This is a genomic window from Collinsella sp. CM84Y_54, assembly GCF_036317945.1.
Lineage (GTDB): Bacteria > Actinomycetota > Coriobacteriia > Coriobacteriales > Coriobacteriaceae > Collinsella.
In genome coordinates this window covers 348,824-375,096 of sequence record NZ_JAWQCX010000001.1, presented here as the reverse complement: position 1 = coordinate 375,096, position 26,273 = coordinate 348,824, and the positions used below count along the sequence as shown (strand labels likewise).

At 59.4% G+C, this 26,273-nt stretch carries 23 protein-coding genes; 3 read left to right on the top strand and 20 right to left on the bottom strand.

Annotation, left to right across the window (positions count from 1 at the left end; translation table 11 throughout):
- The 3 genes from mltG to alaS are packed head-to-tail and all read right to left on the bottom strand — an operon-like array spanning position 1 to position 4,498.
- On the bottom strand, positions 1-1,410 hold the full coding sequence (gene mltG, locus V2391_RS01675; protein WP_329737986.1) for an endolytic transglycosylase MltG: 1,410 nt from the start codon (positions 1,408-1,410) through the stop codon (positions 1-3).
- Positions 1,403-1,831 carry a Holliday junction resolvase RuvX gene (gene ruvX, locus V2391_RS01670; RefSeq protein ID WP_329737985.1) on the bottom strand — a complete coding sequence of 143 codons (429 nt, stop codon included), beginning with the start codon at positions 1,829-1,831 and terminating at the stop codon, positions 1,403-1,405. The genes mltG and ruvX overlap by 8 nt, the downstream gene beginning before the upstream one ends.
- Before the next feature lie 9 nt (positions 1,832-1,840).
- Entirely contained in the window at positions 1,841-4,498 is a 2,658-nt protein-coding gene (gene alaS / locus V2391_RS01665) for an alanine--tRNA ligase (RefSeq protein WP_329737984.1), read from the bottom strand.
- Between the two features lie 194 nt (positions 4,499-4,692).
- Here alaS and V2391_RS01660 point away from each other — a divergent pair, with 194 nt between their 5' ends.
- Positions 4,693-4,932: a hypothetical protein gene (locus V2391_RS01660; protein ID WP_118237448.1), complete on the top strand. Its 240-nt coding sequence runs from the start codon at positions 4,693-4,695 to the stop codon at positions 4,930-4,932.
- Between the two features lie 6 nt (positions 4,933-4,938).
- On the opposite strand, the gene V2391_RS01655 is transcribed toward V2391_RS01660, so the two are convergent.
- The 11 genes from V2391_RS01655 to ileS all read right to left on the bottom strand — a co-directional run bounded on the left by V2391_RS01655 (position 4,939) and on the right by ileS (position 17,555).
- Entirely contained in the window at positions 4,939-6,351 is a 1,413-nt protein-coding gene (locus V2391_RS01655; protein ID WP_329737982.1) for an AI-2E family transporter, read from the bottom strand.
- Complete coding sequence (locus V2391_RS01650; protein ID WP_271760541.1) at positions 6,348-7,139, bottom strand: SigB/SigF/SigG family RNA polymerase sigma factor; 792 nt, start codon at positions 7,137-7,139, stop codon at positions 6,348-6,350. The genes V2391_RS01655 and V2391_RS01650 overlap by 4 nt, the downstream gene beginning before the upstream one ends.
- Position 7,140: 1 nt before the next feature.
- Positions 7,141-7,518: a hypothetical protein gene (locus tag V2391_RS01645; protein ID WP_022094590.1), complete on the bottom strand. Its 378-nt coding sequence runs from the start codon at positions 7,516-7,518 to the stop codon at positions 7,141-7,143.
- Complete coding sequence (locus tag V2391_RS01640) at positions 7,511-8,101, bottom strand: hypothetical protein (RefSeq protein ID WP_329737981.1); 591 nt, start codon at positions 8,099-8,101, stop codon at positions 7,511-7,513. The genes V2391_RS01645 and V2391_RS01640 overlap by 8 nt, the downstream gene beginning before the upstream one ends.
- Positions 8,102-8,196: 95 nt before the next feature.
- Positions 8,197-9,546 carry a replication-associated recombination protein A gene (locus V2391_RS01635; protein WP_329737980.1) on the bottom strand — a complete coding sequence of 450 codons (1,350 nt, stop codon included), beginning with the start codon at positions 9,544-9,546 and terminating at the stop codon, positions 8,197-8,199.
- A 60-nt stretch (positions 9,547-9,606) separates the two neighbouring features.
- Positions 9,607-10,854 (bottom strand): deoxyguanosinetriphosphate triphosphohydrolase family protein, encoded by a 1,248-nt coding sequence (locus V2391_RS01630; RefSeq protein ID WP_329737979.1) that lies wholly within the window; start codon positions 10,852-10,854, stop codon positions 9,607-9,609.
- A 31-nt stretch (positions 10,855-10,885) separates the two neighbouring features.
- Positions 10,886-11,308 carry a prepilin peptidase gene (locus V2391_RS01625; RefSeq protein WP_329737978.1) on the bottom strand — a complete coding sequence of 141 codons (423 nt, stop codon included), beginning with the start codon at positions 11,306-11,308 and terminating at the stop codon, positions 10,886-10,888.
- Positions 11,309-11,389: 81 nt separating this feature from the next.
- Positions 11,390-12,685, bottom strand: a complete 1,296-nt coding sequence (locus tag V2391_RS01620; RefSeq protein ID WP_329737977.1) for a glycosyltransferase family 2 protein — start codon at positions 12,683-12,685, stop codon at positions 11,390-11,392.
- A gap of 82 nt (positions 12,686-12,767) precedes the next feature.
- Complete coding sequence (locus V2391_RS01615) at positions 12,768-13,781, bottom strand: RluA family pseudouridine synthase (RefSeq protein ID WP_329737976.1); 1,014 nt, start codon at positions 13,779-13,781, stop codon at positions 12,768-12,770.
- On the bottom strand, positions 13,781-14,308 hold the full coding sequence (gene lspA / locus V2391_RS01610; protein WP_233504748.1) for a signal peptidase II: 528 nt from the start codon (positions 14,306-14,308) through the stop codon (positions 13,781-13,783). Before lspA ends, V2391_RS01615 begins: the two co-directional genes overlap by 1 nt.
- A 469-nt stretch (positions 14,309-14,777) precedes the next feature.
- The gene (gene ileS / locus V2391_RS01605) at positions 14,778-17,555 is read right to left on the bottom strand and encodes an isoleucine--tRNA ligase (RefSeq protein ID WP_442877997.1); all 2,778 of its coding nucleotides are present in this window, start codon (positions 17,553-17,555) and stop codon (positions 14,778-14,780) included.
- Positions 17,556-18,065: 510 nt separating this feature from the next.
- Between ileS and V2391_RS01600 the strand changes: the two genes are divergently transcribed.
- Complete coding sequence (locus V2391_RS01600) at positions 18,066-19,154, top strand: iron-containing alcohol dehydrogenase family protein (RefSeq protein ID WP_250787089.1); 1,089 nt, start codon at positions 18,066-18,068, stop codon at positions 19,152-19,154.
- Between the two features lie 130 nt (positions 19,155-19,284).
- Here V2391_RS01600 and V2391_RS01595 read toward each other — a convergent pair whose 3' ends face one another.
- Together V2391_RS01595 and ftsH are read right to left on the bottom strand one after the other, a co-directional pair.
- Entirely contained in the window at positions 19,285-19,737 is a 453-nt protein-coding gene (locus tag V2391_RS01595; RefSeq protein ID WP_250787088.1) for a DUF523 domain-containing protein, read from the bottom strand.
- A 75-nt stretch (positions 19,738-19,812) separates the two neighbouring features.
- Positions 19,813-21,705, bottom strand: coding sequence for an ATP-dependent zinc metalloprotease FtsH (gene ftsH / locus V2391_RS01590; protein WP_195245805.1), 1,893 nt, complete (start codon positions 21,703-21,705; stop codon positions 19,813-19,815).
- Positions 21,706-21,797: 92 nt separating this feature from the next.
- On the opposite strand from ftsH, the gene V2391_RS01585 reads away from it, so the two are divergent.
- Positions 21,798-22,283 (top strand): cob(I)yrinic acid a,c-diamide adenosyltransferase, encoded by a 486-nt coding sequence (locus tag V2391_RS01585; RefSeq protein ID WP_250787087.1) that lies wholly within the window; start codon positions 21,798-21,800, stop codon positions 22,281-22,283.
- Positions 22,284-22,305: 22 nt separating this feature from the next.
- Here the strand turns inward: V2391_RS01585 and V2391_RS01580 are convergent, their stop codons facing one another.
- The 4 genes from V2391_RS01580 to thyA form a co-directional block, all read right to left on the bottom strand.
- Positions 22,306-23,655, bottom strand: a complete 1,350-nt coding sequence (locus V2391_RS01580; RefSeq protein WP_329737974.1) for an MATE family efflux transporter — start codon at positions 23,653-23,655, stop codon at positions 22,306-22,308.
- Between the two features lie 125 nt (positions 23,656-23,780).
- Positions 23,781-24,695, bottom strand: a complete 915-nt coding sequence (locus V2391_RS01575) for a TrmH family RNA methyltransferase (protein ID WP_152068073.1) — start codon at positions 24,693-24,695, stop codon at positions 23,781-23,783.
- 109 nt (positions 24,696-24,804) lie between these two features.
- A complete protein-coding gene (locus V2391_RS01570) occupies positions 24,805-25,323 on the bottom strand; it encodes a dihydrofolate reductase (protein WP_250787085.1) in 519 nt (172 codons plus the stop codon).
- Between the two features lie 9 nt (positions 25,324-25,332).
- The gene (thyA, locus tag V2391_RS01565) at positions 25,333-26,181 is read right to left on the bottom strand and encodes a thymidylate synthase (protein WP_138374835.1); all 849 of its coding nucleotides are present in this window, start codon (positions 26,179-26,181) and stop codon (positions 25,333-25,335) included.
- Positions 26,182-26,273: the final 92 nt, after the last annotated feature.

Below are 26,273 nucleotides of genomic sequence, written 5' to 3'. Positions count from 1 at the left end.
TTAATTCCAAGACTGTTGGTGCTCTTCGTAGGTCTGCGAGAAAAACTCCTCGTCCTGCGTAATGTAGAAATACAGGTCATCGGAGTCGGTCGGCTCAAGGGTTGCCTTGAGTGCCTCGAGCGACGGAGAGCAGATGGGCGTGGGCGGTAGCCCTTCATGCTTATAGGTGTTGTAGGGACTATCGCTCTGCAGGTCGGCGGCGGTAACTTCGCCGCCGGTAACATACATCATGGTCGCATCGCTATTGAGGTAGCGCAGACCGTCGAGCTTGCCGGCAAGACGGTTGTAGAACACCGAGGCGACATGCGCGCGTTGCTCGGCGTTGAGGCCCTCGCGCTCGACGATGGAAGCGAGATTGATGATGTCGTAATCGGACATCCCGACGCCGTAGCGCTCTTTGATCTTGGCCTCGCAACCGGCAAAATCGAGCGACTTGTACTCGGTGCTGAATTGATCGAGCATGGCGCGGATGACGTCATCGGCGCTCGGTTTCTTGCCCAGCGAATAGGTCTTAGGGAACAGGAAACCCTCGAGCGAATCATTAGCAGCGCCTTTGAGGAACGGATAGTCGTTCACATAATTGCTGGCCTTCGCCTGGTTGAGGAAGTCATCTTTGGAGATGCTGCCGTACGCCTGGGCCACACGGTCGGCAACCTGGTCGACCGTCAAGCCCTCGGGGATCGTCAACGCATCGGAGCCGGCATTGGGCCCCTCAATAAGCTGCTGCACGACCTTGGTCGCATCCATCAGCGTTGTGAACGAGTACGTGCCAGGTTGAAGCGACATGTCCGCGTTGAGCTTTTTGACCGCCGCGTAGTAGTCCTTGGGGTTCTCGACAATATGGTTCTCGGAGAGAATCGAGGCGATCGTGTCGCCCGAGGCGCCATCGGGAATCGTGATAGTAACTTGCTGGCCAGCAGCGACGTTTGCGTCCTCCCCGCCAAGCAAGCCCTTGACGGTCGGTACGGCGAAGAAGCCGATAACAGCGAGAACGACCACCGCAACCACAGCGCCGATAATCATAGGCACCGGCGAGCTATTCTTTTGGGCGCCGCGCCGAGCATGCGTGTTATAGCTCGAACGCGCGGCCTGAGCCACGCCATGCGTGCCGTGAGCATGATGCGCGTGCGATTGAGGGGCCTGCGCGCGCTGGGTGGATGTCCGCTGCTTAAAGCGGGCGCCGCCTGCGGGCTGGGCAGCCCGGGCGGCGGACTGCTGGGTAGGACGACTAGCAGGCTGCTGACCCGGTCGCTGACCGGGCTGCGCGGGACGGGAGGAAGGCTGCGCAGGACGTGCGACAGGTTGGGCCGCGCGCGGGGTCAGCTGCACCGGACGCTGGCCGGACGGCACAGGGCGCGACGCAGGCTGTCGTGTACGACTCGGCTGACGCGGATCGGAAGCGCTAGACATGCGAAACCTCCTCGTTTTTGCGATCGAGCCATGTCTGCAAGAACAGACTAGCGGCAATCATGTCAATCTTGCCCCTCATCTGCTTTTCGTTGAGTCCCTGCTCACGCAGGATACGCTTGGCCTCTTGCGAGGACAGACGCTCATCCTCAAACTCGAGCGGAAGATCGAGCTCGTCGGCGATCTTTTGCGCCACGGCGGCAACGCGCTCGGCCTGAGGGCCGGGCTCACCGGCCATGGTCAGGGGACGTCCGCTTACCAGGATGTCGGGCTCATAGTCCTCGACCAGGTAACGGAACGTCTTGGCCATACCGGTGACCTCGGCGGCCGGGAGCACCTTGACGGGCATCGCCATCTTGCCATCACGGCTCGAGACGGCGATGCCAATCCTGGTCTCCCCTATGTCCAGTGCGAGCGCGACCACAGCGACTACTTAGGCACCGAGCGCGGTCTTGGCGGCCGCGAGGGCATCGGCAATGCCGGCAGCATTCTTGCCACCGGCCTGGGCCATGTTGGGACGGCCACCACCGCGTCCGTCGACCAGGCCCGCAATCTGCTTAATCACGTTACCGGCGTGGAAACCGGCCTTCACAGCGTCATCGGAGCCGGCAGCGAGCAGGGCCGGAGTGCCCTTCTCGGTCACACTGGCAACGACGCAGGCGACAGGGCCGGCAACCTTCTGATGCACGGTATCCCAGACGTTACGCAGGTCAGCAGCTTCAAGACCCTGGAGCTCAGCGACGACGAGCTTGTAGCCGCCGAGCTTGACAGCGCCCTCGATAGCACTGGAGATAGCGTCGGAGGAGCCACCAGTCAGGGCCTTCTTGAGCTTATTGGACGTCTCGCGCAGCTCGGTCTGCAGGCTCTCCACACGGGCGGGAACCTCGTCGACACGGCACTTGAGCGCAGCGGCAGCGGCGTCAACGAGAGCCAGGCGGTCGGCCATGTAGTCGAGGGCGCCCTTAGAGGTCACGGCCTCGATACGGCGGACGTTGGAGCCCGTGGAGGACTCGGAAATGATCTTGAACAGACCGATCTCGGCGGTGTTGGCGGCATGCGTACCACCGCAGAGCTCGCGGGAGAACGGCTGGTCCTCGGCACCCACGGAGACGACGCGCACGATATCGCCATACTTCTCGCCAAACAGGGCGACGGCGCCGGCGGCCTTGGCCTCGTCGATGCCCATGACGCGGGTCACGACCGGCTTTGAGGCGAAGATCTGCTGGTTGACCAGGTCCTCGACAGCCTTAAGCTGCTCGGAGGACAGAGCCTCAAAGTGCGTAAAGTCAAAGCGCAGGTGCTCGGGCGTCACCAGCGAACCAGCCTGGGAAACATGCTCGCCCAGGACGTGCTTAAGCGCGGCATCGAGCAGATGCGTGGCGGTGTGGTTGCGGCGCAGGAAGCCACGGCGCTCGGCGTCGAGCGCGGCGGTCACGGTAGCACCGACAGTCAGCGTGCCCTCGGCAACGTGGGCAACGTGGGCATACAGGCCGTTGTGGTTCTTGGTATCGGAAACGGTCAGCACAACGCCCTCGGCGGAAAGCTCGCCGGCGTCGCCCTGCTGGCCGCCCATCTCGGCATAGAACGGGGTACGGTCGAGCACGACCTCGACATCCTCGCCCGCAGCAGCGGACTCGACGGACTCGCCGTTGCGCACGATGGCGACGACCTTGGCACCCTCGATCACATCGTTGTCATAGCCGTCGAACTCAGTCGCAGCGACCTTGTCGGAAAGCTCGACCCACACGTCGTTGAAGCTGCCCCAGGCGTCGCCCTTGGCGTTGGCGCGAGCGCGGGCCTTCTGGTCCTCCATGCAGGCGGTGAAGCCGTCCATGTCGACGTCATGGCCAGCGGTGCCGGCAATCTCGACGGTCAGGTCGATGGGGAAACCAAAGGTGTCGTGCAGCTTAAAGGCAACATCGCCCGGAAGCACGGCGCCCTCGGCAAGCGCTGCCAGGGCCTCGTCCAGGTAGACGCGGCCGTTGTCGAGCGTCGTGGAGAAGCGCTCCTCCTCGGAGGCGACGATACCCTTAACGAGCGCGACGTTCTTGAGCAGCTCGGGGTAGGCCTCGCCCATCTGAGCGTTGACCTCGTCGATGAACTTGGTCAGGAAGGCGCCCTCGATGCCCAGCAGGCGACCGTGGAACACGGCGCGGCGGAGCAGGCGGCGAAGGACGTACTCGCGTCCCTCGTTACCAGGCAGGATGCCGTCAGAGATCATAAAGTCGACGGCACGGGAGTGATCGGCGATGATGCGCAGCGAGCGGCTGGCGCCGGAGTAGTCATCGGCGTCATAGGTCTTGCCGCTAATCTCCTCACCGAGTTTGATGAGGTGCTGCATCAGATCGCCGTCGTAATTGGCGGTCTTGTGCTGCATGATGGCAGCCATGCGCTCCAGGCCCATGCCCGTATCGAGGTTGCGGTGCGGCAGCTCCGGCATGGAGCCGTCCTCCTGGCGGTCGTACTGGGTAAAGACGAGGTTCCAGAACTCCAGGAAGCGGTCGCAGTCGCAGCCGGGCTTGCAGTCGGGGCTGCCGCAACCGACCTCCTCGCCCATGTCAAAATAGATCTCGGAGCACGGACCGCAGGGGCCGGTGGGGCCGGCGGCCCAGAAGTTATCGTCCTCGCCCAGGCGCGAGATGTGGTCCTCGGCAACGCCCAGGGAGCGCCACACGTCATGGGTCTCGTCGTCCTCGGTAAAGACGGTGAAGTACAGGCGGTCGAGCGGCAGCTTGAACTCCTTGGTGATGAGCTCAAAGGCCCAAGCGCAGGCCTGTTGCTTAGAGACGCCGCCAAAGGAGAAGTCGCCGAGCATCTCAAAGAAGGACAGGTGACGGCCGTCCTCGCCGATGCAGTCGATGTCGTTGGTGCGGACGCACTTCTGGCAGGAGATCGCGCCGATCTCCTGCATGGTCTTCTTGCCCTGGTAGTACTCCTTAAACTGGTTCATGCCGGCGTTGGCAAGCAGCAGCGAGGGATCGTCGGGAACAAGGGACGAAGAAGGATAGAGCTTAAGACCGCGCTCCTCAAAGAAGTTGAGGAATTTGGAGCGGATCTCGGCCGTAGTCATTGACGGGTAGTCAGCACTCATAGAGGGAATCTCCTCGGTTTCACATCGAAACAGTTCAAACGTAACGATATTACCATCCCGCCGCGCCCATGCAAAAAAGAGGGCCGCCAAACAGCGACCCTCCAGCGAAAGTGCACGTTATTTAGGACCGAGCAATCCTTTGAAAAAAGGCTGCTGTAGAATTACATATAAGAGTCACCCGAAAGGAGCGATCGATGAAAAGCAAACGATTTGTCCTGAATGCACTTCTGGTTGTAGCACTTTTAGCGCTCTTGGCCTTCTCATGCTGGTACGCAAACCAACCAGCATTTGGCTACGTATTGTATGCAGTAATGTCCGGCGATAAGGCTTATTACACTCTACGCGCAATTGACGTTCTCTTTTTCTATGTAGCCGGCCCCTTATCAATCGCTTTGCTCGCGTTTCTTGTCATTTACAACTTCAAGAAACGTTAATAGGACCTATTTAGAATCCGAATCGTCCATGGAGCCGTCGATGCCGGTTTTGGTGTCGTCGTCCATATTGGAATCGTCGTCCTTGGTGAAGGGGTTCTTGAAAAAGCCTGTCGCGTCAGGCTGAAGACCCGAGAGCTTGATCCAGGGATTATCGAGCTCGGGTTTGGGCATGGCCTGGGCCTCGGGCGCAGTCTCGTTACCGATGAGCTCGGACTCATAGATGAACGTATCGTCTCCAAGCGCGTCATAGGCGGCGACCGGATTACCCTCGGCATCGCGATAAGGCGTGCCCTTAAACACGGCGCCGTCGTATGCCACGAGCTGGCGGCCGGTCTCGTTCTCAAAGTAGTACACGAAGATACCCTTCAGAGCCGCGCACAGCGGGATGGCGACCACCATGCCGATGGCGCCCATAAGCGCCGAACCGATAACGAGTGCCGTCAGACTCATGACGGGATGCACCTGGACCGAGCTCTGCATGACCTTAGGCGAAATGACGTTATCGGTGACGTTTTGGGCCACCATAGTCACGACAAGCGTCCACAACGCCAACATGGGACTGAACATAAAGCCGAGCACCGTGGCGATCGCCGCGCTCACCCAGGGACCGACAACCGGGACCAAGTGCATAATGCCGGTAAGGATGGCCATGAGCGCTGCGTATGGATGGCCAATGAGCGTAAAGCCGATAAAAGCGAGGATGCCACCGCAGATGGACGTCACGACCATGCCACGCATATAACCGCCGACCGAGCGTGAAAGGATGGCGACCATAAAGCGGTACGAGGTCTCCTTTTCCTGACCAATGATGGTGCAGACCTCGTGGTGCATACGGGGGTAGTCGCAGGCCAACCAATAGGCAAGCACCAAGCCAAGGAAGATGACGAACAGCTGCGAGGCCGTATTGGTAATGAGCGGGAATACACCGCGACCGAGCTCAGCGGCAATCTGAGACACATACTTCGATGCCACGGTAACGAGCGAAGAAAGATTGTCGTCCAGATAATCCTTGAGCGGCGTGTTGTTGAGCGTCTTGGCATGCGAGATCAACTCGTTGAGATCGCCGCCCGCAACGCGAAGCTGCTCAGGCAGGCGGCTCAAGACTTCCATAATCTGACCGAGCAAAATAGGCGACAAGATGCAGACAACACCAACGATCACGGCAACGACAACAATGAGCGCGATGAGCGAACCGATGCCACGACCGACGCCGTGATGCTCGAGCCAATTGGTGGTCGGCGACATCACAAAAGCGATAATGGAACCGACAGCTAGAAACTCGATAACCGGCGCCAGGATACCCATAAGGTTAAAGATGACGGCGGCGATGACAATGCAGCCGACGACGGCCCAAATGCGAAGCGTCAGAATACGGGTATCGCGCAGCGTGCGGTCGGTCTGTTGGGGGTGCTCACTCATGAACGAACCATCACTCCGTCGGGGTCGATCTTGTCCTGAATCTTCTTAAGGGTACGGCGCAGCAGGCGCGAGACTTGCACCTGCGAGATACCCAGCTTCTTGGCGATCTCGATCTGGGTCATGCCCTTCACAAAGCGCAGCTCGATCACCTCGCGTTCGCGCGGCGAGAAATCGCGGATGGCCTCCTCGATTACCAGGCGGTCATCGGTAAAGTCGAGCTCGTTGTCGTCATCGACATAGCGGTCGAGAATCGAAGGGGCATCGTCGGAGTCGGACGCGCCAGGAGCCTCGATGGGCACCGAGGTATAGGCCGAAGACGACTCCATGGCCTCCAGCACCTCGTCGACAGTCACGTCCAGGTACTCAGCGATTTCTTCGACCTTAGGCGAGCGCTGCAACTCATTGGTGAGCTTGTCGGTAGCTTGGTTGACCTTTGCCGAGAGCTCCTGCAAGCGACGCGGCACGCGCACACTCCAGCCCTTGTCACGGAAGTGACGCTTGATCTCACCCAAGATGGTGGGCGTGGCAAACGTGGTGAACTCGAGTCCGCGCTCGGGATCAAAGCGGTCGATTGCCTTGAGCAGGCCCAAATAGCCAACCTGCATCAGGTCGTCGAGCGGCTCACCGCGGTTCTTAAATTTGTTGGCAAGAAACCTTACCAGGTTCATATGGGACATGACGAGTTGCTCACGTGCGTCCGGATCACCGGTCTCTTTGTAGCGACGAAACAGCTCGCGGGTTTTCTCCTTGTCCCAAGCGGTCTTACCGCTCCGGGAACGTTCGGTCATATTAGATATCCGCCTTGAGGTCGAGGGAAAGCGTCAGGGGCGCCGCAGTCTTTTCGTAGGAATCGCACACGCTCGCCAAAATGAGCTCGGCATACACAGCAGCCTGGTCGTCCTCGTCCACAGTCGCCTGATCGCCAAAGGTAAAGGTCATGCCAACGTGAGACTCGTCGACATCGAATTTGATCGAGATGTCGTCGGAATCAACGGCCGTGCAGCCAAAGATGAAGGCCTCCTCGGCAGCCATACGGATGTCCTCGATGCGATCGACGGACATGGAGCACAGTGCACCGACATTAGCCGCCGTCATACGCACAAGGCGAGCCAGACGCGGATCCCCGGCAACAGTCAGCGTGATGGGGCAAGTTGCTTCGCTACTCATCGCAGGACTCCTCGGAGGTCTCGGCGGACGTGTAGGTGTAATACTGGGCTGCTTTAGCAGCAGGCTTCTGTGCATCATCGTCACCAGCAGCGACATCGTCCCCGGCTTCGCCAATCAGGACGCGCTCGGTCGGCTGCTCGGCTTCGGCGGCAGCGGAAAGCTTGTGCTCGGCGTCGGCCGCGGGAACCTTTACCTTGTTAAAGAGTTTCTGAACGGCACCGGCCGCAGAATCGGTCACGCTCGACACAGCATTGCTAGCCTCGGCCATGCTGCCCGTAACCTCGGAAATGTCGCGAACCACGGCTTCGACCTCTACGAGATTGGAGGTAAGTGCGTCGACGGCGGTCTTGCTCGACTTGAGGAGCGGCTCAACCTGCGCCAGCGCGGGGGTGAGCTCATCGACGGCGCCATCGAGCTTTGCCACCACGGGCTGAGTCTCGGCGATGGTGTTATTGAGATCGCTTACGGTCTTGTCGAGCGAATCAACGACGTTGCGAGTCTTGCGCAGCGTGAGCGCGAGCTCGATAACAGCCCACACGCCGGCAACGGCGAGCAGAAGCAGGGCGATTTGAATGGGACTCATGCAAGCCTCCCGAAGGAATTGAAATACAGACGCTGTTCATGGTACCCCAAAGAAGGGGAAAGATACCCAAAGGGAATGCGCGAGATGGCAACGACCTACTTGGGCGCATTGCCGCTACGGTCGCGCTCGCTTTGCTCTACACGCCACTCTTCCCAGCCGCGGCCTGCAGGCTGCCAAAACGCGCCGTGCTCAAGCCCCTCGGGCAAATAACGCTGATCGACCCAGCCTTCGGGATAATCATGCGGATACTTATACACGCCGTACTCGTCGCTGCCCGGGCGATGACGATCGCGCAGATAACTCGGCACCTCGCGAAGCCCACTTGAATGAATATCAGCCAACGCCGCATCAATGGAAGACTCGCACGCGTTGGATTTAGGCGCCAGGCACACATAGAGCGCAGCCTGAGCCAGGTTAATGCGGCACTCGGGATACCCAATGACCTCGGCAGACTTAAACGCGGCATGCGCCACCAAAAGCGCCTGCGGGTCGGCGTTGCCGACGTCCTCAGAAGCCTGAATCATAATGCGGCGAGCGATAAACTTTGGATCCTCCCCCGCATCGATCATGCGCGCGAGCCAATAGATCGTGGCATCGGGGTCACTACCGCGTATAGACTTAATAAACGCACTGATGACGTCGTAGTGCATGTCACCGTTTTTGTCATACGAAAAGCCACGACGTGGATTGGCAATCTTTACGTCATCTACGGTAATGGGGTAGCGCTCCCCCGCCGCCGGCGATGGCGTTCCCTCAGTATCGGGACGCGTAACGGCAATCTCGCTCGCAAGCTCGAGCGTCGTGAGCGCCGAGCGAGCGTCACCCGCTGCCAGCGTGCAGATGGTCTTAACCGTATCCTCATCGGCCGAGAACTTGCCGTTCAGGCCCTGCGGCGCCTCGAGCGCACGCTCGATCAGCGTGGCGATATCCTCGTCTTTAAGATGCTCAAGTTCCACGACGCGACCGCGCGAGAGCAACGCCGAGTTGACCTCGAAGTACGGATTCTCCGTCGTAGCGCCAATCATAATGACGGTACGGTTCTCAACTGCATGCAGCAGGGCATCCTGCTGCGACTTGGAAAAGCGGTGAATCTCATCGATAAAAAGAATGGTGCGGCGGTCGTACGTATTCAGACGTGTCTTGGCCTCGTCAATCACGCGGCGCAAGTCCTTCACGGTGCCCGTCACGGCGCTGACCTCGACAAACTCACTCTTGGTATGGTTGGCGATAATGTGGGCAAGCGTCGTCTTACCCGTACCGGCCGGCCCGTACAGAATCACACTCGACAGCACGTCGTGCTCAATTGCGGCACGCAACCACGAGCCCTTGCCGACGGCCTTTTGCTGGCCCACATACTCGTCGAGCGAATTGGGGCGCATGCGCACCGCAAGCGGCGCATTCTGAAAGGAGCGCTCACGCGTCGAAGCAGAAAAAAGGTCGTCCATAGCCATCCCGTGCATAAATCGAAAACGTTTTCCACCAACAGTATACCGAAAATATACGAACTACCGTTCGTTAATATAGGTACGGTGCGGAAACTTCAATCCCGGGAACAGCTTGCTCGTGAGCTCGCAGAAATAACCGTCCGTCATACTCGCAATATAATCCACGACCGCCTGATCTTTATCGCCCTGCCAGGCATAGGTGCGATCGTAGTAGGAAAGCTGCTGCTCAATGCGAGAGATGTGGTGCTTAAAGATGTAAGAGGACTCGTCGCCTTCGTTTATATCCTGCAGGCAACGGTCGTAGAGCTTTTCAAAGGCCTCGCGTAACTCCGCTTCGGAGTCACCTTCGATGCCGCCCTTGCTATAGATCTTCTCGTAGTTCTCGCGCTTAGCGCGGCGGATTTCCTCAAACAAGCCCTCGCTCATCTCGATGCGCGGCTTGCCATAGCTGTGCTCGACAATATCGATGGAGGCGTGCGTGAGGATCCAGCTGTTGTATGCACCGCCCAGGCCATCGTCAAAGGCGTCGGGCGACAGCAGGCCCGCCGCAATGGCGTCTTGGCGATCGCGCCCAACGTAGGCGAGGATATCCGAGATGCGAACCACGCAGCCCTCGAGTGTCATGGGACGCAGATGCTCAATCGCGCTATAGCCCGCGGCAATGCATTCCTCGACGGTTCGGTCGAACTGGTCAAAGGAACCCGTGTCCGAAAGCTCAAACACGCGTTGCTCGTACTCGCCGTTGTGGCACAGTACGCCGTCGAGCGTCTGGAGCGACACGTTGCGGCCGTACAGCGCGTCAAGCACGCGGACCGACTGCACGTTATGGAAAAAATAACGACCGGTACGCAAGTGATAGATATCGTTGAGAAAGCGCTCGCCGGCATGGCCAAAGGGCGTGTGGCCCAAGTCGTGGCCTAAACCAATCGCCTCGATCAGGTCACAGTTGAGCCCCAGGGCACGTCCGATATCGCGAGCGATGCGCGAGACAAGCTGCACGTGCAGGCCGCGGCGCGACAGGTCGTCGTTGCTGCGAAAACTGAAGACCTGCGTTTTACCTGCATAACGGGTGTATGCGGGCAGATGCAGAATCTTTTCGATATCGCGCATAAAAGCCGGACGCATGAGCGTACCCTCGTCTGCGGCTCGATTGACACGGCGGATGACCTGGTCGTCACCACATCGATAGGGATTAACGACGCCCGAGGCGCGATCGGCAGCGATACGCTCGACCAGCTCGGGCGACAACGCCGCGGGAATGCGATCCATACGCGCCTTGATGGCGGCTGTCTGTTGATTGATTGCCATGGCATGCTCCTTAAAAAGGGCGCGCAAACGATTACAGCGTACTACCCACGACCTCGATTATGGCAAATATAGGCACCAAAAACGGCAGCAAAGGCAGGGAGCGCGATTTTGCAATGAGACAAGCGGCGGCAAGGGTCAGGAGCGCAACCGCAAACGCGACGACACCACCCAGGGGATCGAGGGTGCAAAGGGCAAAGAGCGCCTTGGCGTCCCCCATGCCGATGCCAGGGGCGTGGCGAACACGACGCCAGAGCGACTCAGTAAGCACAAGGGCAAGGTAGACGATAACCGCAAGACCAGCGTGGTCAAGGGCTGTGTTAACGCCCCTGTCGAGCCAAACGCCTGCAAGCGCAGCCACGGCGCACGCGCCGGCAAGCTGATTGGGAAACCGTCGCTCACGGGCATCAATCGCAGCGCCGGCAAAGATGCAAATCCAAAACGGGATATAGAACATCGAACACCTCCTTGGGCAGCAGCTCAAACGCAAAAACCATCACAAAGGTGCCTGTCCCCTTTGTGATGGTTTTGATCATGGTTATTTGGCGCCTTGCATGACCTCGTCGAGGGTAACACTCACGGCGTGCTGCGTCGGCACCCAGTCAACCTTCAAGAACAGAGCAGCCACCGTAATGGGGATATAACTGAACATAAAGATCGGGAAGGTAAACAGGTTAGTCACCAGACGCCACTTTTGCGCGCAGTGAATATGCTTGTACTCAAAGATGGTCGTGAGCAGTGCCAGGATAAAGAACGTCTGATACATCATGGCGAAGGTCAAAATGAGCGAAGCGGCGCACGCCTGCATCTCAACCTCGGTAGCCAAAAAGCCATGCGAAAGACCGCCCACGATGAGGAACGTCGCATTGGCGAGCATCGAGATCAACGATAGCAGCATGCCGGGCGCAATCGTCATGAACATGTCATAGGCGGCAAAGCGATGGTAACGAAAGGTCGATTTGACCAAGTGCTTACCGTAGGTAAAGAATACCTGGTAGAAGCCCTTAGTCCAGCGCATACGCTGTTTCCAGGACGCCTTAAACGTCACGGGCTGTTCGTCAAAGAACTCCGCCGGTGCATAGCCAATGCGAATGCCGTGGATGGCGCAGAACGTGGTGAACTGAATGTCCTCAGTCAGCGTGTGGAACTGCCAACCGTGCATGCCCTCGATAACACTGGCGGAGATGAGGTAGCCCGAACCTGAGACGGCGCAAGACGTCTTGCAGATGTTGCGCGCGTTGTTGAGAAAGCGCGCCTCGCGCAGATACCACGTAGCATTAGCCGCCGAGATCCACGAGCTGCCGAAGTTCTTGGAGTTACGATAGCTCGTGACCACATGAAAGCCCTGGTCAAAAGCATCGTTCATCTTGGATACGTAATCACGGGAGATAACGTTGTCGGCATCGAATATAAAGTAGCCCTCAAACGTGTCGGGATACTCGTTAAGGATGCGGTCGAAGCCAAAGTCCATGACCCAGCTCTTACCCTTGCGGGCCAGGTCGTTGCGCTCATAAACGATGGCGCCCGCCTCGCGCGCGAGCTGCGCGGTGTTGTCGGTGCAGGCGTCGGCAACGACAAAGACCTCGATGAGCTCGGACGGATAGTCCTGATCCTTGATGGAGCGAACGAGGTTGGCGATCACGGCCTCCTCGTTATGCGCAGCAATAAAGAAGGCATAGCGGTGGAGTTTTTTGGCCTTGGGAGGCGCGACCTCGCCACGAAGAGCGCCAATGACAAAGAAGACCACCTGGTATAGAAAGCAGACCGTGAGCAGCGTGACGACAATCTGGTTGAAGATCACGATGGGTGTGTTGGTTTGTAAAAAGGCGAGCATGCAGGCTCCCAGCAACGCGTTACGTAAACAATCGTATATCTTACCGCAGGCTTACCGAGTTCAAGAAACCACCTAATACTGGCTAGGCTTCGAGCAGACCGAGCTGCGGGACGATTTCGTCGCCGGCGGCAGTGCGGCCGAGCGAACGCGGGGCCAGATCGTCCAGAACCGCCGCAAGGTCCCACGGCAGTTCGTCACGGCACTCAATGCGCTCCCCCGTCGCGGGATGGTCGAATGCGACGCGCCAGGAATGAAGGAATTGCCTGGTCAGACCCTGATCGGCGCGCGCATCGCACTTACCGTAGAGCGGATCGCCCACGCAGGCGTGGTTGATATGGCGCATATGCACGCGAATCTGATGCGTGCGACCGGTAAACAGGTGGCACTCGACAAGCGTGTAGCCGTCGTCGAAACGCGTGGAATCAAAGCGTTCAAGCACCTTGAAGGTCGTGATGGCCTGGCGCGCAAAGGGGTCATCGGAAACCGCCATCTTCACGCGGTCGCGTGTCGATCGGGCAATACCGGTGTTGATGGTGCCCTCGTCCATGGCGATGTGCCCGTGAACAAGTGTGATATAGCGACGGTCGAGCGTACGCGTGCGGATGAGATTTTGGAGCGCGCGCTGGGTGTCGTCGTCCTTTGCCGCAAGCATGAGACCCGAGGTATCGCGATCCAGGCGATGCACAATACCGGGGCGGTCCTCGCCCTGCACGGTGCCCAGATGGTCGATACCGCAGTGATAGACCAGGGCATTCGCGAGCGTACCGCTCTCATGACCATGCGCAGGATGGCACACCAGGCCGCGCTGCTTGGAGAGTACAATGAGATAATCGTCCTCATAGCGAATGTCGAGCGGGATGGCTTCGGGAATCACGTCAGTCGGATCGTGCGGCTCGGGAAGGTCGACCGAGATGCGGTCACCGGAGCGCACGGCATACTTTTTTGACAGGCAGGTCTCGCCGTTGACGGCAACGGCGCCGCCCTCGATCAAGTGCGCGCAGGCAGAGCGCGTGGGGCAGCCATCGTTGGCGCCCAGATAGGCGTCAAGACGCTGACCAGTGGAATCGTCGGCAACAAGAATATGGATGTCGGCCATTAACGCTCATTCCTTTCGCGAATCTTGCGGGCACGCTCCCCACGCTGCTTGGCTTTGCGTTTGGCGCGGGCCTCGTCACGGGCGTTGAGCTCGGCGGTCGCATCGACCTCGCGAGCGGCGGGACTCAAGAACATGTAACCGATAAGAGCCAGCACGACACCGACCGTAATGCCAATATCGGCCACGTTAAAGACGGGGAAATCAATGAAGGTAGCGGCAATAAAATCAGTCACAAAGCCCATGGCCAGGCGATCAATCGCGTTGCCGACAGCACCGCCCGCGACCATGGCCATGCCCACAACCTCAAGACGAGCAAGCTGAGGCGCACGCAGCAAGTACACGGCAATGGCGACAATGACCGCAAGCGCCAGCACGGCGAACGCAACGCCATGGCCCTCGCCCATACTAAAGGCGGCTCCGATATTGCGAACAAACAGAAAGTCAATCACACCGGGGATAACGGTCATATGCAGGGCATCGCCCACGGCACGAACCGCAAGCTTGGTCAGCTGGTCAACAAGCAGCACAACAAGCGCTACCCCACCAGCAACACCTAACCGCCAACGCAAAGGCGGCGTCATATCCGCACCACGACCCAAAGAAATCCCCTACCCTCAAAACAATCGAATTCCGTTTAACGCAATTAATCATCTTATATTGTCACACGCAGGGCGCACGACATATCCACCAACGCTAGCGAAATAATCAGCATAAAACGAAAGCGACATTCCGAAAAACAGAATGCCGCTTGAATATGACACAGGTAGTCGTTGGGGACGTTCTTGTTTGACTAGTCGTTTAAGAACGTCCCCAACGACTAGGTCCATAGAAACGCCGCATTACCGTCGCCAACAGCGAAAACGTCCCTAAGCGAGCAAGGTGACGTGAAAAAGGAGGGAAGCGTACTTTGGTACGCGACCGACGATTGAAAGTCAGATTGCCGCTTAGGGGCGTTTGCAGCGTCGGTAGGTTACGGCGTTCTACGAACGCCGTAACCTACAGCGCCTCCGCGCAGCGCTTGCAGATATGCGCATGGCCGTTGTACTCGCCGACGGTGGTGCGGTAGTTCCAGCAACGGTCGCAGCACTCGCCATCGGCAGCCTCGATAGCAACGGAAAGCTCCTCGCCCTGGGTCAGCTCAACATCGGAGACGATGTAGAACTCGGCCAGATCGACAGCCTTGTCACCGGTCAGCAGCGCGTACATCTCGGCGGGAACGACCGCCTTGACGCGGACCTGCTGGCTCTTAGTGAAAGTGCCGGCGGAGCGAGCATCCTCAAGGGCCTTGGTCACGGCGCTACGGAGCTCGAGCGAAGCCTCGAGCACGCCCTCAAACTCATTGGCCTCGTCGACCGTGATAGGCGACTTGTACCAATCGAGCAGCGCGGCGTACTTCTGGTGATCGACGCAGCCGGCGGGCGCATAGGCCATGGCCTCGTCGACCGTATAGGACAGGATCGGCTGCAGGTCGCGCATGAGCATCGAGAAGAGCTCGGCCAGCACGGTCTGGGCGCTGCGACGCTCGAGCGAGCCGGGCTTCTCGCAGTACAGACGGTCCTTCAGGGCGTCGAGGTACACGTTGGAGAGCTCGGTAACCACGAAGTCGTAGAGCGCACGGTAGGCGCGCGGGAACTCGTAGCTGGCGTAGGCATCGTCGACCTCGGCCTGAACCTGGGTCAGGCGGGCAACCATGAGCTTGTCGAGCGGCAGCAGGTCGGCAAAGGCGACGCCGTCGGTCTCGGGCTCAAACTGGCCCTCGAGCTCGGAGAGCAGGAAGCGCAGCGTGTTGCGGAAACGACGGTAGGCATCGGACGTACGGGCAAGGATCTCGTGGTCGATGGACACGTCGGAGCTGGTGTCGACGGAGGCAACCCACAGGCGGATGATGTCGGCGCCCATCTCGTCGCAGACCTTGTTGGGGTCGATGACGTTGCCGAGCGACTTGGACATCTTGCGGCCCTGGCCGTCAAGCGTGAAGCCCTGCGAGACGACTGCCTTGTACGGAGCGTGACCGTTGGCACCCACCGAGGTAAGCAGCGAGCTCTGGAACCAACCGCGGTGCTGGTCGGAGCCCTCGAGATACACATCCGCCGGATACTCCAGCTCGGGACGGTACTCACAGACGGCCTTCCAAGACACGCCAGAATCCCACCACACGTCGAGGATGTCCTTATCGGCCTTGAGGTGATGGCCGCCGCACTTGGGGCAGACGCAGGCCTCGCCTAGGTAGCTCTCGGGAGCGTCGGTGAACCAGGCGTCGGAGCCCTTCTCGTGGAAGAGCTTGATGACGGCGTCGAGCGTGGCGTCGTTCATGACCTTCTCGCCGCAGTCGGCGCAAGTGTAGCTGGGGATGGGCACGCCCCAGTTGCGCTGACGGCTGATGCACCAGTCGGGACGCTGCTCGACCATGGCGCCGATGCGGTTGGCGGCGTGAGCCGGATACCACTTGACGTTCTCGCGGACCTCTTTGCCAGCCTGCTCGCGCAAACCGGTCTTGTCCATCGAGACAAACCACTGGTCGGTAGCACGGAAGAGCACCGGGTGCTTGCAGCGCCAGCAGTGCGGATAGCTGTGCGTGATCTTCTTCTCGAGGACCAGGGTGCCGCGCTCGCGCAGGAACTCGATGATGTGCGGGTTGGCCTCGTCGGTATCCATACCGCTGAAGGGGCCACCGGTGCCAAACTCCTCGCCGGTATAGAACTTGCCGTCGTCATCGACCGGCATGCAGATGTCGGTGATGCCCTCCTTGAGGCAGGCAAAGTAGTCGTCGACGCCGTGGCCGGGCGAGTTGTGGACGATACCGGTACCGTCATCGACACCGACGTAATCGGCCAGCAGTGCCACGCCCTCGACACCGTCAAAGATCGGCTGCTTGTAGTGAATGTGGTGGAAGGTCTCGGCGGGAACCACATAGGGCTTGCCGTCGACCATAACCGGGGTGTACTCCCAGCCAAACTCCTCGCAGCACTTGGGAGCCAGGTCCTCGAGCATGACCTCGGCGCGGCCGTCGTGCTCAACGGCGACGTAGGCGGCACCGGGCTTGAGGGAAACTGCCTGGTCGGAGGGGATGGTCCACGGCGTGGTCGTCCAGATGATGAAGTCGACCGGGCCGTCGAAGTTCTCGAGACCGGCGGGCTTGGAGGTCATCTCGAAGCGCACGAAGATGGAGGGGCTCGTCTCGTCGGAGTACTCAATCTCGGCCTCGGCGAGCGCGGTGTGGCAGTGCTTGCACCAGTGGACGGGCTTGTGACCGCGATAGATCATGCCCTTGTCGAACATGGCCTTGAAGACCTCGATGTCGGCGGCGTCATGCTGGTGATAGAGCGTCAGATACGGGTTGTCCCAATCGCCGAGCACGCCCAGGCGACGGAAGCCGGCCTTCTGCAGCTCGATGTTCTCGACAGCGAACTTGTTGCACAGCTCGCGAATCTTGGCAGTGGAAGTCTGGTTGAACTTCTCGGTGCCGAGCTTCTCCTCGACCTTATGCTCAATCGGCTGACCGTGGCAGTCCCAACCGGGGACATAGGGAACTTCGCAGCCCTGCATCATCCAGTAACGGTTGATCATGTCCTTAGAGATCTTGTTCATGGCGTGGCCGATGTGGATCGGGCCGTTGGCGTACGGAGGGCCGTCGTGCAGCACGAACTTCTTGTGACCCGCGTTCTTCTTTAGAACTTGCTCGTAGACCTTGTTGTCCTGCCAGTCCTTAAGTCGCTTGGGCTCGGACTTGGAAAGACCGGCACGCATGGGAAATCCGGTTTTGGGCAGATTCATCGTCTGCTTGTACTCGTTTGCCACGGTACCCCTTTCTTGTCATGGGCGCGCACGCCCTCTGGGCACCAAAAAAGCGCCCGTCCCTACAAGCTGGGACGAAGCGCCACAAAACGGGCAGTCTGCCCGTAAAAGCTCTTCGCTTAACCACCCAGCTTAGATGCCCTCGCTCGCGTCGCCGCGCGCTCGCATCCGTTACTCGGCTGGTCTGTATCGACGACCATCTCGGCGATGTCTACTAAGACGAACCTGCGCGGCACGTCCGTTGGGACCGCAGCTCCGGGGTGATTTTCATCGGTCGCATGCACGGGTTCTCAGCGCTTCCCGCTCTCTGTAGCATGCGGACGGCCGACTACTCGTCCCCATCAACGCTTATGCGGAGTATGCTAGCACGTTCCGCGCCGGCGAAAAACCCTCAACACTGGTTTTATACGTTCGAAATTTCTCGCGGCTGTGGACCTTCTCTTGGAGCAAAATACCTGAAAGCACTTTATCGAACGAAAGAAGGTTGCTATGCGCACGATTGGAATGAGCGACTACACCGTTGGCGAGGATTGCTTTGACGAGCTGCCCGGCGCGCTGGCCGAGTACGGCGCGAAGAAGGTCGCGATCATCGGTGGCAAGCGGGCACTGGCCGCAGCACTTCCCGGTATCGAAGCTGCGCTGGCGGGTACCGACGTCGAAATTCTCGAGACGCGCGTCTACGGCACCAACAGTACGCGTGCCAATATCGCCAAGGTCGTGAATACCCCTGCCTGCCAGGAAGCTGACGTGCTTATCGCATGCGGCGGCGGCAAGGCGCTCGACACCGTGAAGACCGCAGCCATCGAGCTCAAGAAGATCGTCTTTACGGTGCCGACGATTTGCTCCAACTGCTCCGCTGCGACCGCCATTGCCGTCGTGTACAACGACGACGGCTCGCTCGAGGGCTATTCGTACCCCAACCGACCGGCGCACATCTTCATCAACCCCAAGATCATCGCCGAGGCACCGGCAGAGTACTTCTGGGCCGGCGTAGGCGATGCCCTCTCTAAGCAGCCCGAGGTCGAGTACGCCACGAGCGCCGGTGATTTGGAGCACACCGCCGGTCTTGGCCTGGCACTCGCCCACACCTGCTCCGAGCCGCTGTTTACCTATGGCGTCCAGGGTCTTGAGGACGTGCGCCAGGACCTGTCGAGCGAGGCCGTCAAGCAGATCGCGCTCGATATCGTGGTCAACACGGGCTATGTCTCGAACCTGACCAACCAGAACGATTACTACTACAACTCGAGCGTGGCGCACGCGTTCTACAATGCCACCTGCAGCATTCCGCGTGAGGGCACCTACCTGCACGGCGAGGTCGTGAGCCTGGGCGTGCTCGTGTTGTTCGCCTACACGGGCGACACCGAGAACCTTGAGCGCTACGCCACCTTTAACAAGCAGATGGGGCTGCCCGTGACGCTTGAGCAGGTCGGCCTTACCGAGGCCGACATTCCGGCGCTGTGTGAGTTTGCCCACGCCACCAACGAGTGGAAGCAGGGAAACCCCGAGCCCTTCACCGACGAAAAATTCGCCGCCGCCATCAAGGCCGCCGACGCCTACGGCCACACCCTTCTCGCCTAACCTACCAAAAAGGGACAGGTTTATTTTGGCAGGTTTTATCTGGGCAAACGCCATTGAACATCTGTTGAAATAGTTTAGCTTGCCAGTAAAGGGGGCGACCATCTACTCGATGGCCTCCCCCTTTCATTTGCTATTCCAACATACTGGGGTCAAATTCGCTGGCCGGAATCACGCGGTACCCGTGACGCAGCAGCAGGTCGACGAAAACACCGTTACCCGCGGTGAGCGTACCGCTAAAGGTGCCGTCGTAGATGTGACCCGCACCGCACGAGGGGCTGCGGTCCTGAAGGATGCACGCGACTATCTCTTCCGGTCCGCCCGCCTGCTCACACATATCGAGCGCACGTTGGGCACCCAGGCGAAACTCACGATCGACCGAGGCGCCCTCGCAGGTACGAACCTCGCCGTTCACAATCTCGGACGGCTTGCGCGGCGTGGGAAGACCCCCAAAGACCTCAGGACACACCAAGAGGACCTCGGTCCCCGTACGCTCGCAGGCCTCGACCAGTTCGCGAAGGCAATTGTCGAGCCCGTTATACTTGCAGCTCTCGCCCATCAAGCAGGCGCTCACCACGATCTTCATACATATCCCTCCCACGTAAAACGCCCCATTTGAGATAGAGACTCAAATGGGGCGTTCAACAATGTGCAACCAGCCTTACTGCTGCTTTGGCATCAGCGGATTCTCGCGCGTGAGGAGATTCATAAACTCCTCGCCCGTGATCGTCTCCTTCTTGTACAGGTAACGAGCCAGCTCGTGGAGCTTGAACTTGTTCTCCTTCAGGATCTGCAGAGCGCGGTCGTGCGCATCCTCGATCAGCTTGGCGACAATCGCGTCCACGCGCTCGGCCGTACCGGGAGCGCAGGTGAGCGACGTGTCCTGGTTGAGGTACGCATTCTGCACGGTACCGAGCGCCATCATGCCAAACTCGTCGGACATACCAAAGCGCGTCACCATGTTGCGGGCGAGCTTGGTGGCCTGTTCGATATCGTTGGCGGCACCGGTCGTCATCTCGCCAAAGATGAGTTCCTCGGCCGCGCGACCACCGCAGTAGACGGCAAGCTTGTCCAAGACCTCCTGGCGTGTCGTCAGGAAGCGCTCGTCCTCCTCGACCTGCATGGTATAGCCAAGAGCACCGCTCGTGCGCGGCACGATGGTGATCTTGGTAACCGGCGCGGAACCCTTTTGGCGGGCAGCGACGATGGCATGGCCGATCTCGTGGTAGGAAACGACCTGCTTCTCGTGGTCGGACAGCACCGTGGACTTACGCTGCTGACCCGCGATGACGACCTCCACCGACTCCTCAAAATCGTCCTGCGTGGCGCGCTTGCGGCCCTCGCGGACAGCACGCAGGGCGCCCTCGTTGATGATATTGGCCAGGTCGGCGCCCGAGGCACCGGGCGTGGCGCGGGCAATCGCGGTCAGATCGATCGGCGGCTCGGTCTTCACACTCTTGGCGTGGAGCTCGAGGATGTTCTTACGGCCGGTCAGATCGGGCAACTCGACGGGGATGCGGCGGTCAAAACGACCGGGGCGCAACAGGGCCGGATCAAGGCTGTCGGGACGGTTGGTAGCAGCGAGAACGACAATACCCTTGTGGTTATCGAAGCCGTCCATCTCGGTCAGCAACTGGTTGAGCGTCTGCTCACGCTCATCGTTGCCGCTAAAGCCACCGCCATCGCGCTTCTTGCCGATGGTATCGATCTCGTCGATGAACACGATACACGGGGCCTTTTCCTTGGCCTGCTTAAACAGATCGCGCACCTTGGCGGCGCCGCGGCCGACGAACATCTCAACAAACTCAGAACCCGAAATACTAAAGAACGGCACGCCCGCCTCGCCGGCAACGGCCTTGGCAAGCAGGGTCTTACCGGTACCCGGAGGGCCGACAAGAAGAGCACCGCGCGGCAGCTTGGCGCCGATTTCCTCGTAGCGCTGCGGCTTCTCCAGAAAGTCGACGACCTCCTTGAGGGACTCCTTGGCCTCTTCCTGGCCGGCGACATCCTTAAAGGTCACGCCCACGTCCTTGGAGGCGATCACGCGCGCGCCGGACTTACCCAGTCCGCCGCCGCCAAAACCACCGCCGCCAAAGTTCATCGACGGACCGTCATCGCCCATGGCCTTCTTCATGCGGCGGTTGAGCCACCAGCCGATCAGGAAGAAGATGGCTATGGGAAGAATGAGGGTGAGCAGGTAGTAGGTCATCAGACCCGAGTTCTTATCGGGAACGACCGACTCAAGCGAGGCGCCAGATTCAAGCACGCGATCGGTAAAGCCCGCGTCATTCGGCACACCGGTCGTCTTGTAGGCGATGTTCTCGTCCTCGCCCTTCTTGGTGTAATAAATCGTGTAATCGTCCGTGTTGTACTCGACCTTGTCGACACTCTTCTTATCGAGCGCTTTGACAAACGTCGAGTAATCGGTCTTCGTAATCTGCTGCGTGTGACCGATGTTGGGGAACAGTACGGTCGAGAGCACGAGGTAGACGACGAAGGCGATGAGCACGTAGAGGATCATATTCCGTCTACGTTTGTGGTCATCCATCTCCATCTGCTTGAACTCCATCTACTGGGGTTGATAATGTTTTCTAGAATACCCAACCCGGACGGCGATAAACCGACGCCGGGCACGAAAGGACAGAGATGGCATCACTGGAAGTCGGCAAGGTTCAAATCTATACGGGCGACGGCAAGGGCAAGACGACGGCTGCGCTGGGCCTCGCGCTGCGCGCCACGGGCTATGGACTTAACGTGCTCATGCTTCAGTTTGCCAAGAAGCTGCACTGTGCCGAACATGACGCAGCACCTCGATTGGGGCTACGCATCGTACAAGCCGACCGCGACACGCCCGAAGCCTGTGCCGCACAGATCATGGAGCTGGCGCGCGAGCAGATTAGCCAGGTCGACGTGCTGATCTTGGATGAGCTGGGAGAAGCCATGCGACGGGGCTTTGTGACGCGCGAAGATGTCGAAGCGTTAATCGCAATGAAGCCCGCCACCACGGAGCTCGTGCTCACCGGCCGTGGCTTGCTGCCCCTCGCCGACCTTGCCGACCTAGTAACCGAAATGCGCCCCGTCAAACACTACTTCGACGAAGGCCTCCTAGCCCGCCAAGGCATCGAATACTAGCCATTGCGGACGTCCCCAATGGCTAGGCAGTGGCGCGGCCGAGCCAGTTGCCGCTGTGGTGGTAGATGGTGAACATTATGGCGGTGATGAGCCAGGTTACGGGGTAGACCAGCAGCAGGTGCTCAAGCGACGGATCGAACGGCATAATCGCAAACACCCAGATCACCCTGAGCACGACGGTGCCAAAAATCGTGAGCAGCATGGGCTGCAAGCTCACGCCGGCGCCGCGGATGGAACCCGAGGCGTTCTCGATAATCGAGAAAATCGCATAGAACGGCGCAATGAAATGGAGGATGGTCGTGGTGTACGCCGAAATCGAAGCATCGTCGACAAACAGGCGCGACAACGGACCCGAGAACACCAGCAGCACGGCAGACAGGCCACCAATGAGCATAAACGACAGCACGAGCGACGTATGGTAGCCCTTTCGCATGCGCTCGTAGTTGCGCGCGCCAAAGTTCTGTGCCGAGAACGTGGTAATCGACACGCCAAGCGCCTCGGTAACCATCCAGACAATGCCATCCAGGCGGCCCGAAAGACCCCAAGCCGTGGTGACATCGGCACCAAACGAGTTGACCGACACCTGAATCAAAACGTTGGAAATCGAATACGCAGCAGACTGAAAGCCAAGCGGCAGACCACACGAAATCATGCTCTTACAAATACCAGGATCAATGCCGAGTTTGGACAGTGAAAGCCGCCACGCACCCGGTGCGTGCATCATACGAATCACGATCATCGTGGCATTGGAGCAAATGGTCAGCGCCACCGCGATGCCGCAGCCCAGAGCCTCCATATGAAGTACGGCAACGAAGATGACATCCAGCACCGCATTAACAAGGCAGCCGGAAGCGATGATCACAGCGGGCCCGCGCGTGTCGCCCACGGCGCGCAGCAATGCCGTTCCCATATTGAGCAGCAGCGCCGCAACCATGGCGGCAAAATAGCAACGGGCATAGGCCACGCCCTCGGCCAATAGTTCATGCGGCGTATTCATAAGCACCAGCATGGGCTCAACGAACACTATGCCAAGAATCGAGAAAACGATTCCGCCCACCAGCGCGAGCGTCATGGCCGTATGGACCGATCGGCTCAGGCGCTCGTCATCGTGCTGGCCAAAAAACTGGCCCGTAATGACCGCGCAGCCGGCACCGACGCCAACGCAAAAGCCAATGCAGAGCTCGGTGAGCACCATCGTGGCCTGAATGCCACCCAGCGCGAGCTTGCCGCCAAACTGACCGACGATATAGGTACCGATAAGCGTGTATGCCTGCTGAAAGAACGAACTAAAGAAGATGGGAACGCACAGCGACAGCAGCTGCTGCCAAATGACACCCTGCGTTACATCGATAGCCGTAGATTTCTTAGCCACACGCCCTCCCCACTAGCGTACGTCATACAACAAAACGGCAATTTAAGACCAAAGCCGACACCAGCTTAGCACCGACCAGCGTCGGCCGAAACGCCCCGAACCACAGCCCGGTGCGAAATATCTGTTTAGTGATACAGCCCCGGCTGGTAGTGGTACTCGTTGCTCACATGCGGGCACAGCTGCCAAAAGGCGACAGCACTTGCCGCGGCCACGTTAAGCGAATCGACCCCGTGCGCCATCGGAATGCGCACGGCTCGGTCGCAGCCAGCAATGGTCTTGGCGCCTAAGCCAGCACCCTCGGTGCCCATAAAGATTGCCAGGCGGTCAATCTCCTGCAGCGCGGGATCGTCCAACGACACCGAATCATCCGTCAACGCCATCGCGGCACACGAAAAGCCGGCATCGTGCAGCGCCGCCAGCCCATCATGCGGCCATACGCGCGCCTCGCTGCCAATGCGTGTCCAGGGCACCTGGAACACCGTGCCCATGCTCACGCGGGCCGAGCGACGGTACAGCGGATCGCAGCACGTCGGACTGACCAAAATACCGTCGACATTGAGCGCAGCCGCCGAGCGGAAAATCGCGCCGACGTTGGTGTGGTCGACAATGCCCTCGAGCACGCACACGCGCACCGGGCGCTCCCCCGCCGCCTCGACGACGCCACCCAAGAACTCGGCTACCGGAATCTGACGCGGGCGACGGAACGCCGCGAGCGCACCGCGCGTCACGTTAAAGCCCGTCAGCTGCTCCATAAGCTCCATCGAGGCCACGAACACGGGAACCGGGCCCGCACCTTCGCGTACCGCCAGGCGCTCAAACAGCGGCATCATCTGGTCGAGCCAGCGTTCGCCCAAAAGAAAGCTCACCGGCTCGTATCCGGCACGCACTGCGCGCTCGATAACCTTGGCACTCTCGGCGATAAAGATGCCCTTTTGCGGCTCCAGCACGCAGCGCAGCTCACGCTCGGTCAGTCGCACGTAGGCATCAAGCCGCTCGTCCTCGAGCGAATCGATTCGCAGCACCTCAACGGCATCAGTCATAGCAGCCTGCCCGCACCTTTCTTTGCAGCACCTATACAAATATCGGGGCAACGCCATGCGCTGCCCCGCCACTCATTCCAACCCGATAATACCGAAGGGATAATCGGGTTTACGCCTCAACGCGACGATACGTCACGAACTCATAATCGAGACCCTCGTCACCCTCGCCCGCGGCAATCGTGGCAACACCGCCACGCCGCGCAATCTCCCACGCGGGATCGGCATCCAGATCGGGAAAGTACGTATCCACGTCATGCACGCAGTGGTCATGCGTAACCTCGGCCTCCGCGCAATACGGCAAAAACTGCCGATAGACATCGCCGCCACCGATCACCCACGCAACGGGTTCATCGGCAACCGCGGCGAGCGCTTCGTCAATGCCATGCACCACGTCAACGCCCTCGGGGGCAAAGCCCTCGTCGCGCGTGAGCACAATGTTGCGGCGATTCCTGAGCGGACGCCCACCGGGAAAACTCAGCAGCGTCTTGCGCCCCATAATGACCGGGCAACCTTTGGTGCACGCCACAAAATGGCGCATGTCGGCGCGATTGGACACCACCATGTCGCCCTCGCACCCAATACCCCAGTCATCGCACACGGCGACAATGGCAGAAAGCTTACACGTCATGCGCGTCACCTACACCGCGATGGGGATGTTCTTGACCTGCGGGCCGTGCTCATAGCCCTCGACGATCAGGTCATCGGTCGTAAACGCATAGAAGTCATGCACATCGGGGTTGAGCGTTACCTTGGGCGCGGCAAACTGCGGACGCTCGATAAGTTCGCGGATGATATCGACATGACGGTCGTAAATGTGGGCATCGGCAATCACGTGCAGCAGCTCGCCAGCGATCATATCGACCGACTGCGCAACCATCATCAGCAAAATGGCGTACTGGCACACATTCCAGTTGTTCGCGGCCAAAATATCCTGGCTACGCTGGTTGAGAATCATGTTGAGCGTCGGCTTGTCGTCCTGCGGGCGCTGCGTCACGTTATACGTCACGCTGTAGGCGCACGGATACAGGTGCATCTCGGACAGGTCGCTAAACACATAGGTGTTCGTCATAATGCGGCGGCTGTACGGCGTGTGCTTGAGGTCGTACAGCACGCGGTCCATCTGATCAAAGTCACCCTCGGCATAATGGCTCTTCTGCCCAATCTGGTAGCCGTAGGCTTTGCCGATAGAGCCGGTCTCGTCGGCCCACTCATCCCAAATATGGCTGTTGAGGTCATGCACGTTATTGGACTTCTTCTGATAGATCCACAGGATCTCATCCATCGCAGACTTAAGCGCCGTGCGACGCAGGGTGAGCGCGGGGAACTCCTCGCGCAGGTCGTAGCGTGCCGTAACTCCAAAGTTTTTAATGGTATAGGCAGGGGTGCCGTCCTCCCACACCGGGCGGACCTTTTGGCCCTCGGTCGTGGTGCCATGGTCCAAGATGTCGCGGCACATAGCTACAAACTGCTGATCAGCCTTGCTCATTGACCCTCCTGTCAGTCGCCTATAAGCGAGATTCATTGTAGCCCAGGCGCACGCGGCCCCACAGCCCAAACATAAGCCCTCATATTCTGACA

What these genes read in the sequence shown, in the direction of transcription:
- V2391_RS01570 (WP_250787085.1), bottom strand. Translation starts at nt 25,323, where the DNA reads ATGACGTGTAAGCTTTCTGCCATTGTCGCCGTGTGCGATGACTGGGGT.
- V2391_RS01660 (WP_118237448.1), top strand. Translation starts at nt 4,693, where the DNA reads ATGAAAAGCAAACGATTTGTCCTGAATGCACTTCTGGTTGTAGCACTT.
- alaS (WP_329737984.1), bottom strand. Translation starts at nt 4,498, where the DNA reads ATGAGTGCTGACTACCCGTCAATGACTACGGCCGAGATCCGCTCCAAA.
- V2391_RS01615 (WP_329737976.1), bottom strand. Translation starts at nt 13,781, where the DNA reads ATGGCCGACATCCATATTCTTGTTGCCGACGATTCCACTGGTCAGCGT.
- V2391_RS01575 (WP_152068073.1), bottom strand. Translation starts at nt 24,695, where the DNA reads ATGACTGATGCCGTTGAGGTGCTGCGAATCGATTCGCTCGAGGACGAG.
- ileS (WP_442877997.1), bottom strand. Translation starts at nt 17,555, where the DNA reads ATGAATCTGCCCAAAACCGGATTTCCCATGCGTGCCGGTCTTTCCAAG.
- thyA (WP_138374835.1), bottom strand. Translation starts at nt 26,181, where the DNA reads ATGAGCAAGGCTGATCAGCAGTTTGTAGCTATGTGCCGCGACATCTTG.
- V2391_RS01635 (WP_329737980.1), bottom strand. Translation starts at nt 9,546, where the DNA reads ATGGACGACCTTTTTTCTGCTTCGACGCGTGAGCGCTCCTTTCAGAAT.
- V2391_RS01625 (WP_329737978.1), bottom strand. Translation starts at nt 11,308, where the DNA reads ATGTTCTATATCCCGTTTTGGATTTGCATCTTTGCCGGCGCTGCGATT.
- V2391_RS01600 (WP_250787089.1), top strand. Translation starts at nt 18,066, where the DNA reads ATGCGCACGATTGGAATGAGCGACTACACCGTTGGCGAGGATTGCTTT.
- V2391_RS01630 (WP_329737979.1), bottom strand. Translation starts at nt 10,854, where the DNA reads ATGGCAATCAATCAACAGACAGCCGCCATCAAGGCGCGTATGGATCGC.
- V2391_RS01650 (WP_271760541.1), bottom strand. Translation starts at nt 7,139, where the DNA reads ATGACCGAACGTTCCCGGAGCGGTAAGACCGCTTGGGACAAGGAGAAA.
- V2391_RS01585 (WP_250787087.1), top strand. Translation starts at nt 21,798, where the DNA reads ATGGCATCACTGGAAGTCGGCAAGGTTCAAATCTATACGGGCGACGGC.
- ftsH (WP_195245805.1), bottom strand. Translation starts at nt 21,705, where the DNA reads ATGGAGATGGATGACCACAAACGTAGACGGAATATGATCCTCTACGTG.
- mltG (WP_329737986.1), bottom strand. Translation starts at nt 1,410, where the DNA reads ATGTCTAGCGCTTCCGATCCGCGTCAGCCGAGTCGTACACGACAGCCT.
- V2391_RS01655 (WP_329737982.1), bottom strand. Translation starts at nt 6,351, where the DNA reads ATGAGTGAGCACCCCCAACAGACCGACCGCACGCTGCGCGATACCCGT.
- V2391_RS01595 (WP_250787088.1), bottom strand. Translation starts at nt 19,737, where the DNA reads ATGAAGATCGTGGTGAGCGCCTGCTTGATGGGCGAGAGCTGCAAGTAT.
- V2391_RS01620 (WP_329737977.1), bottom strand. Translation starts at nt 12,685, where the DNA reads ATGCTCGCCTTTTTACAAACCAACACACCCATCGTGATCTTCAACCAG.
- V2391_RS01640 (WP_329737981.1), bottom strand. Translation starts at nt 8,101, where the DNA reads ATGAGTCCCATTCAAATCGCCCTGCTTCTGCTCGCCGTTGCCGGCGTG.
- V2391_RS01645 (WP_022094590.1), bottom strand. Translation starts at nt 7,518, where the DNA reads ATGAGTAGCGAAGCAACTTGCCCCATCACGCTGACTGTTGCCGGGGAT.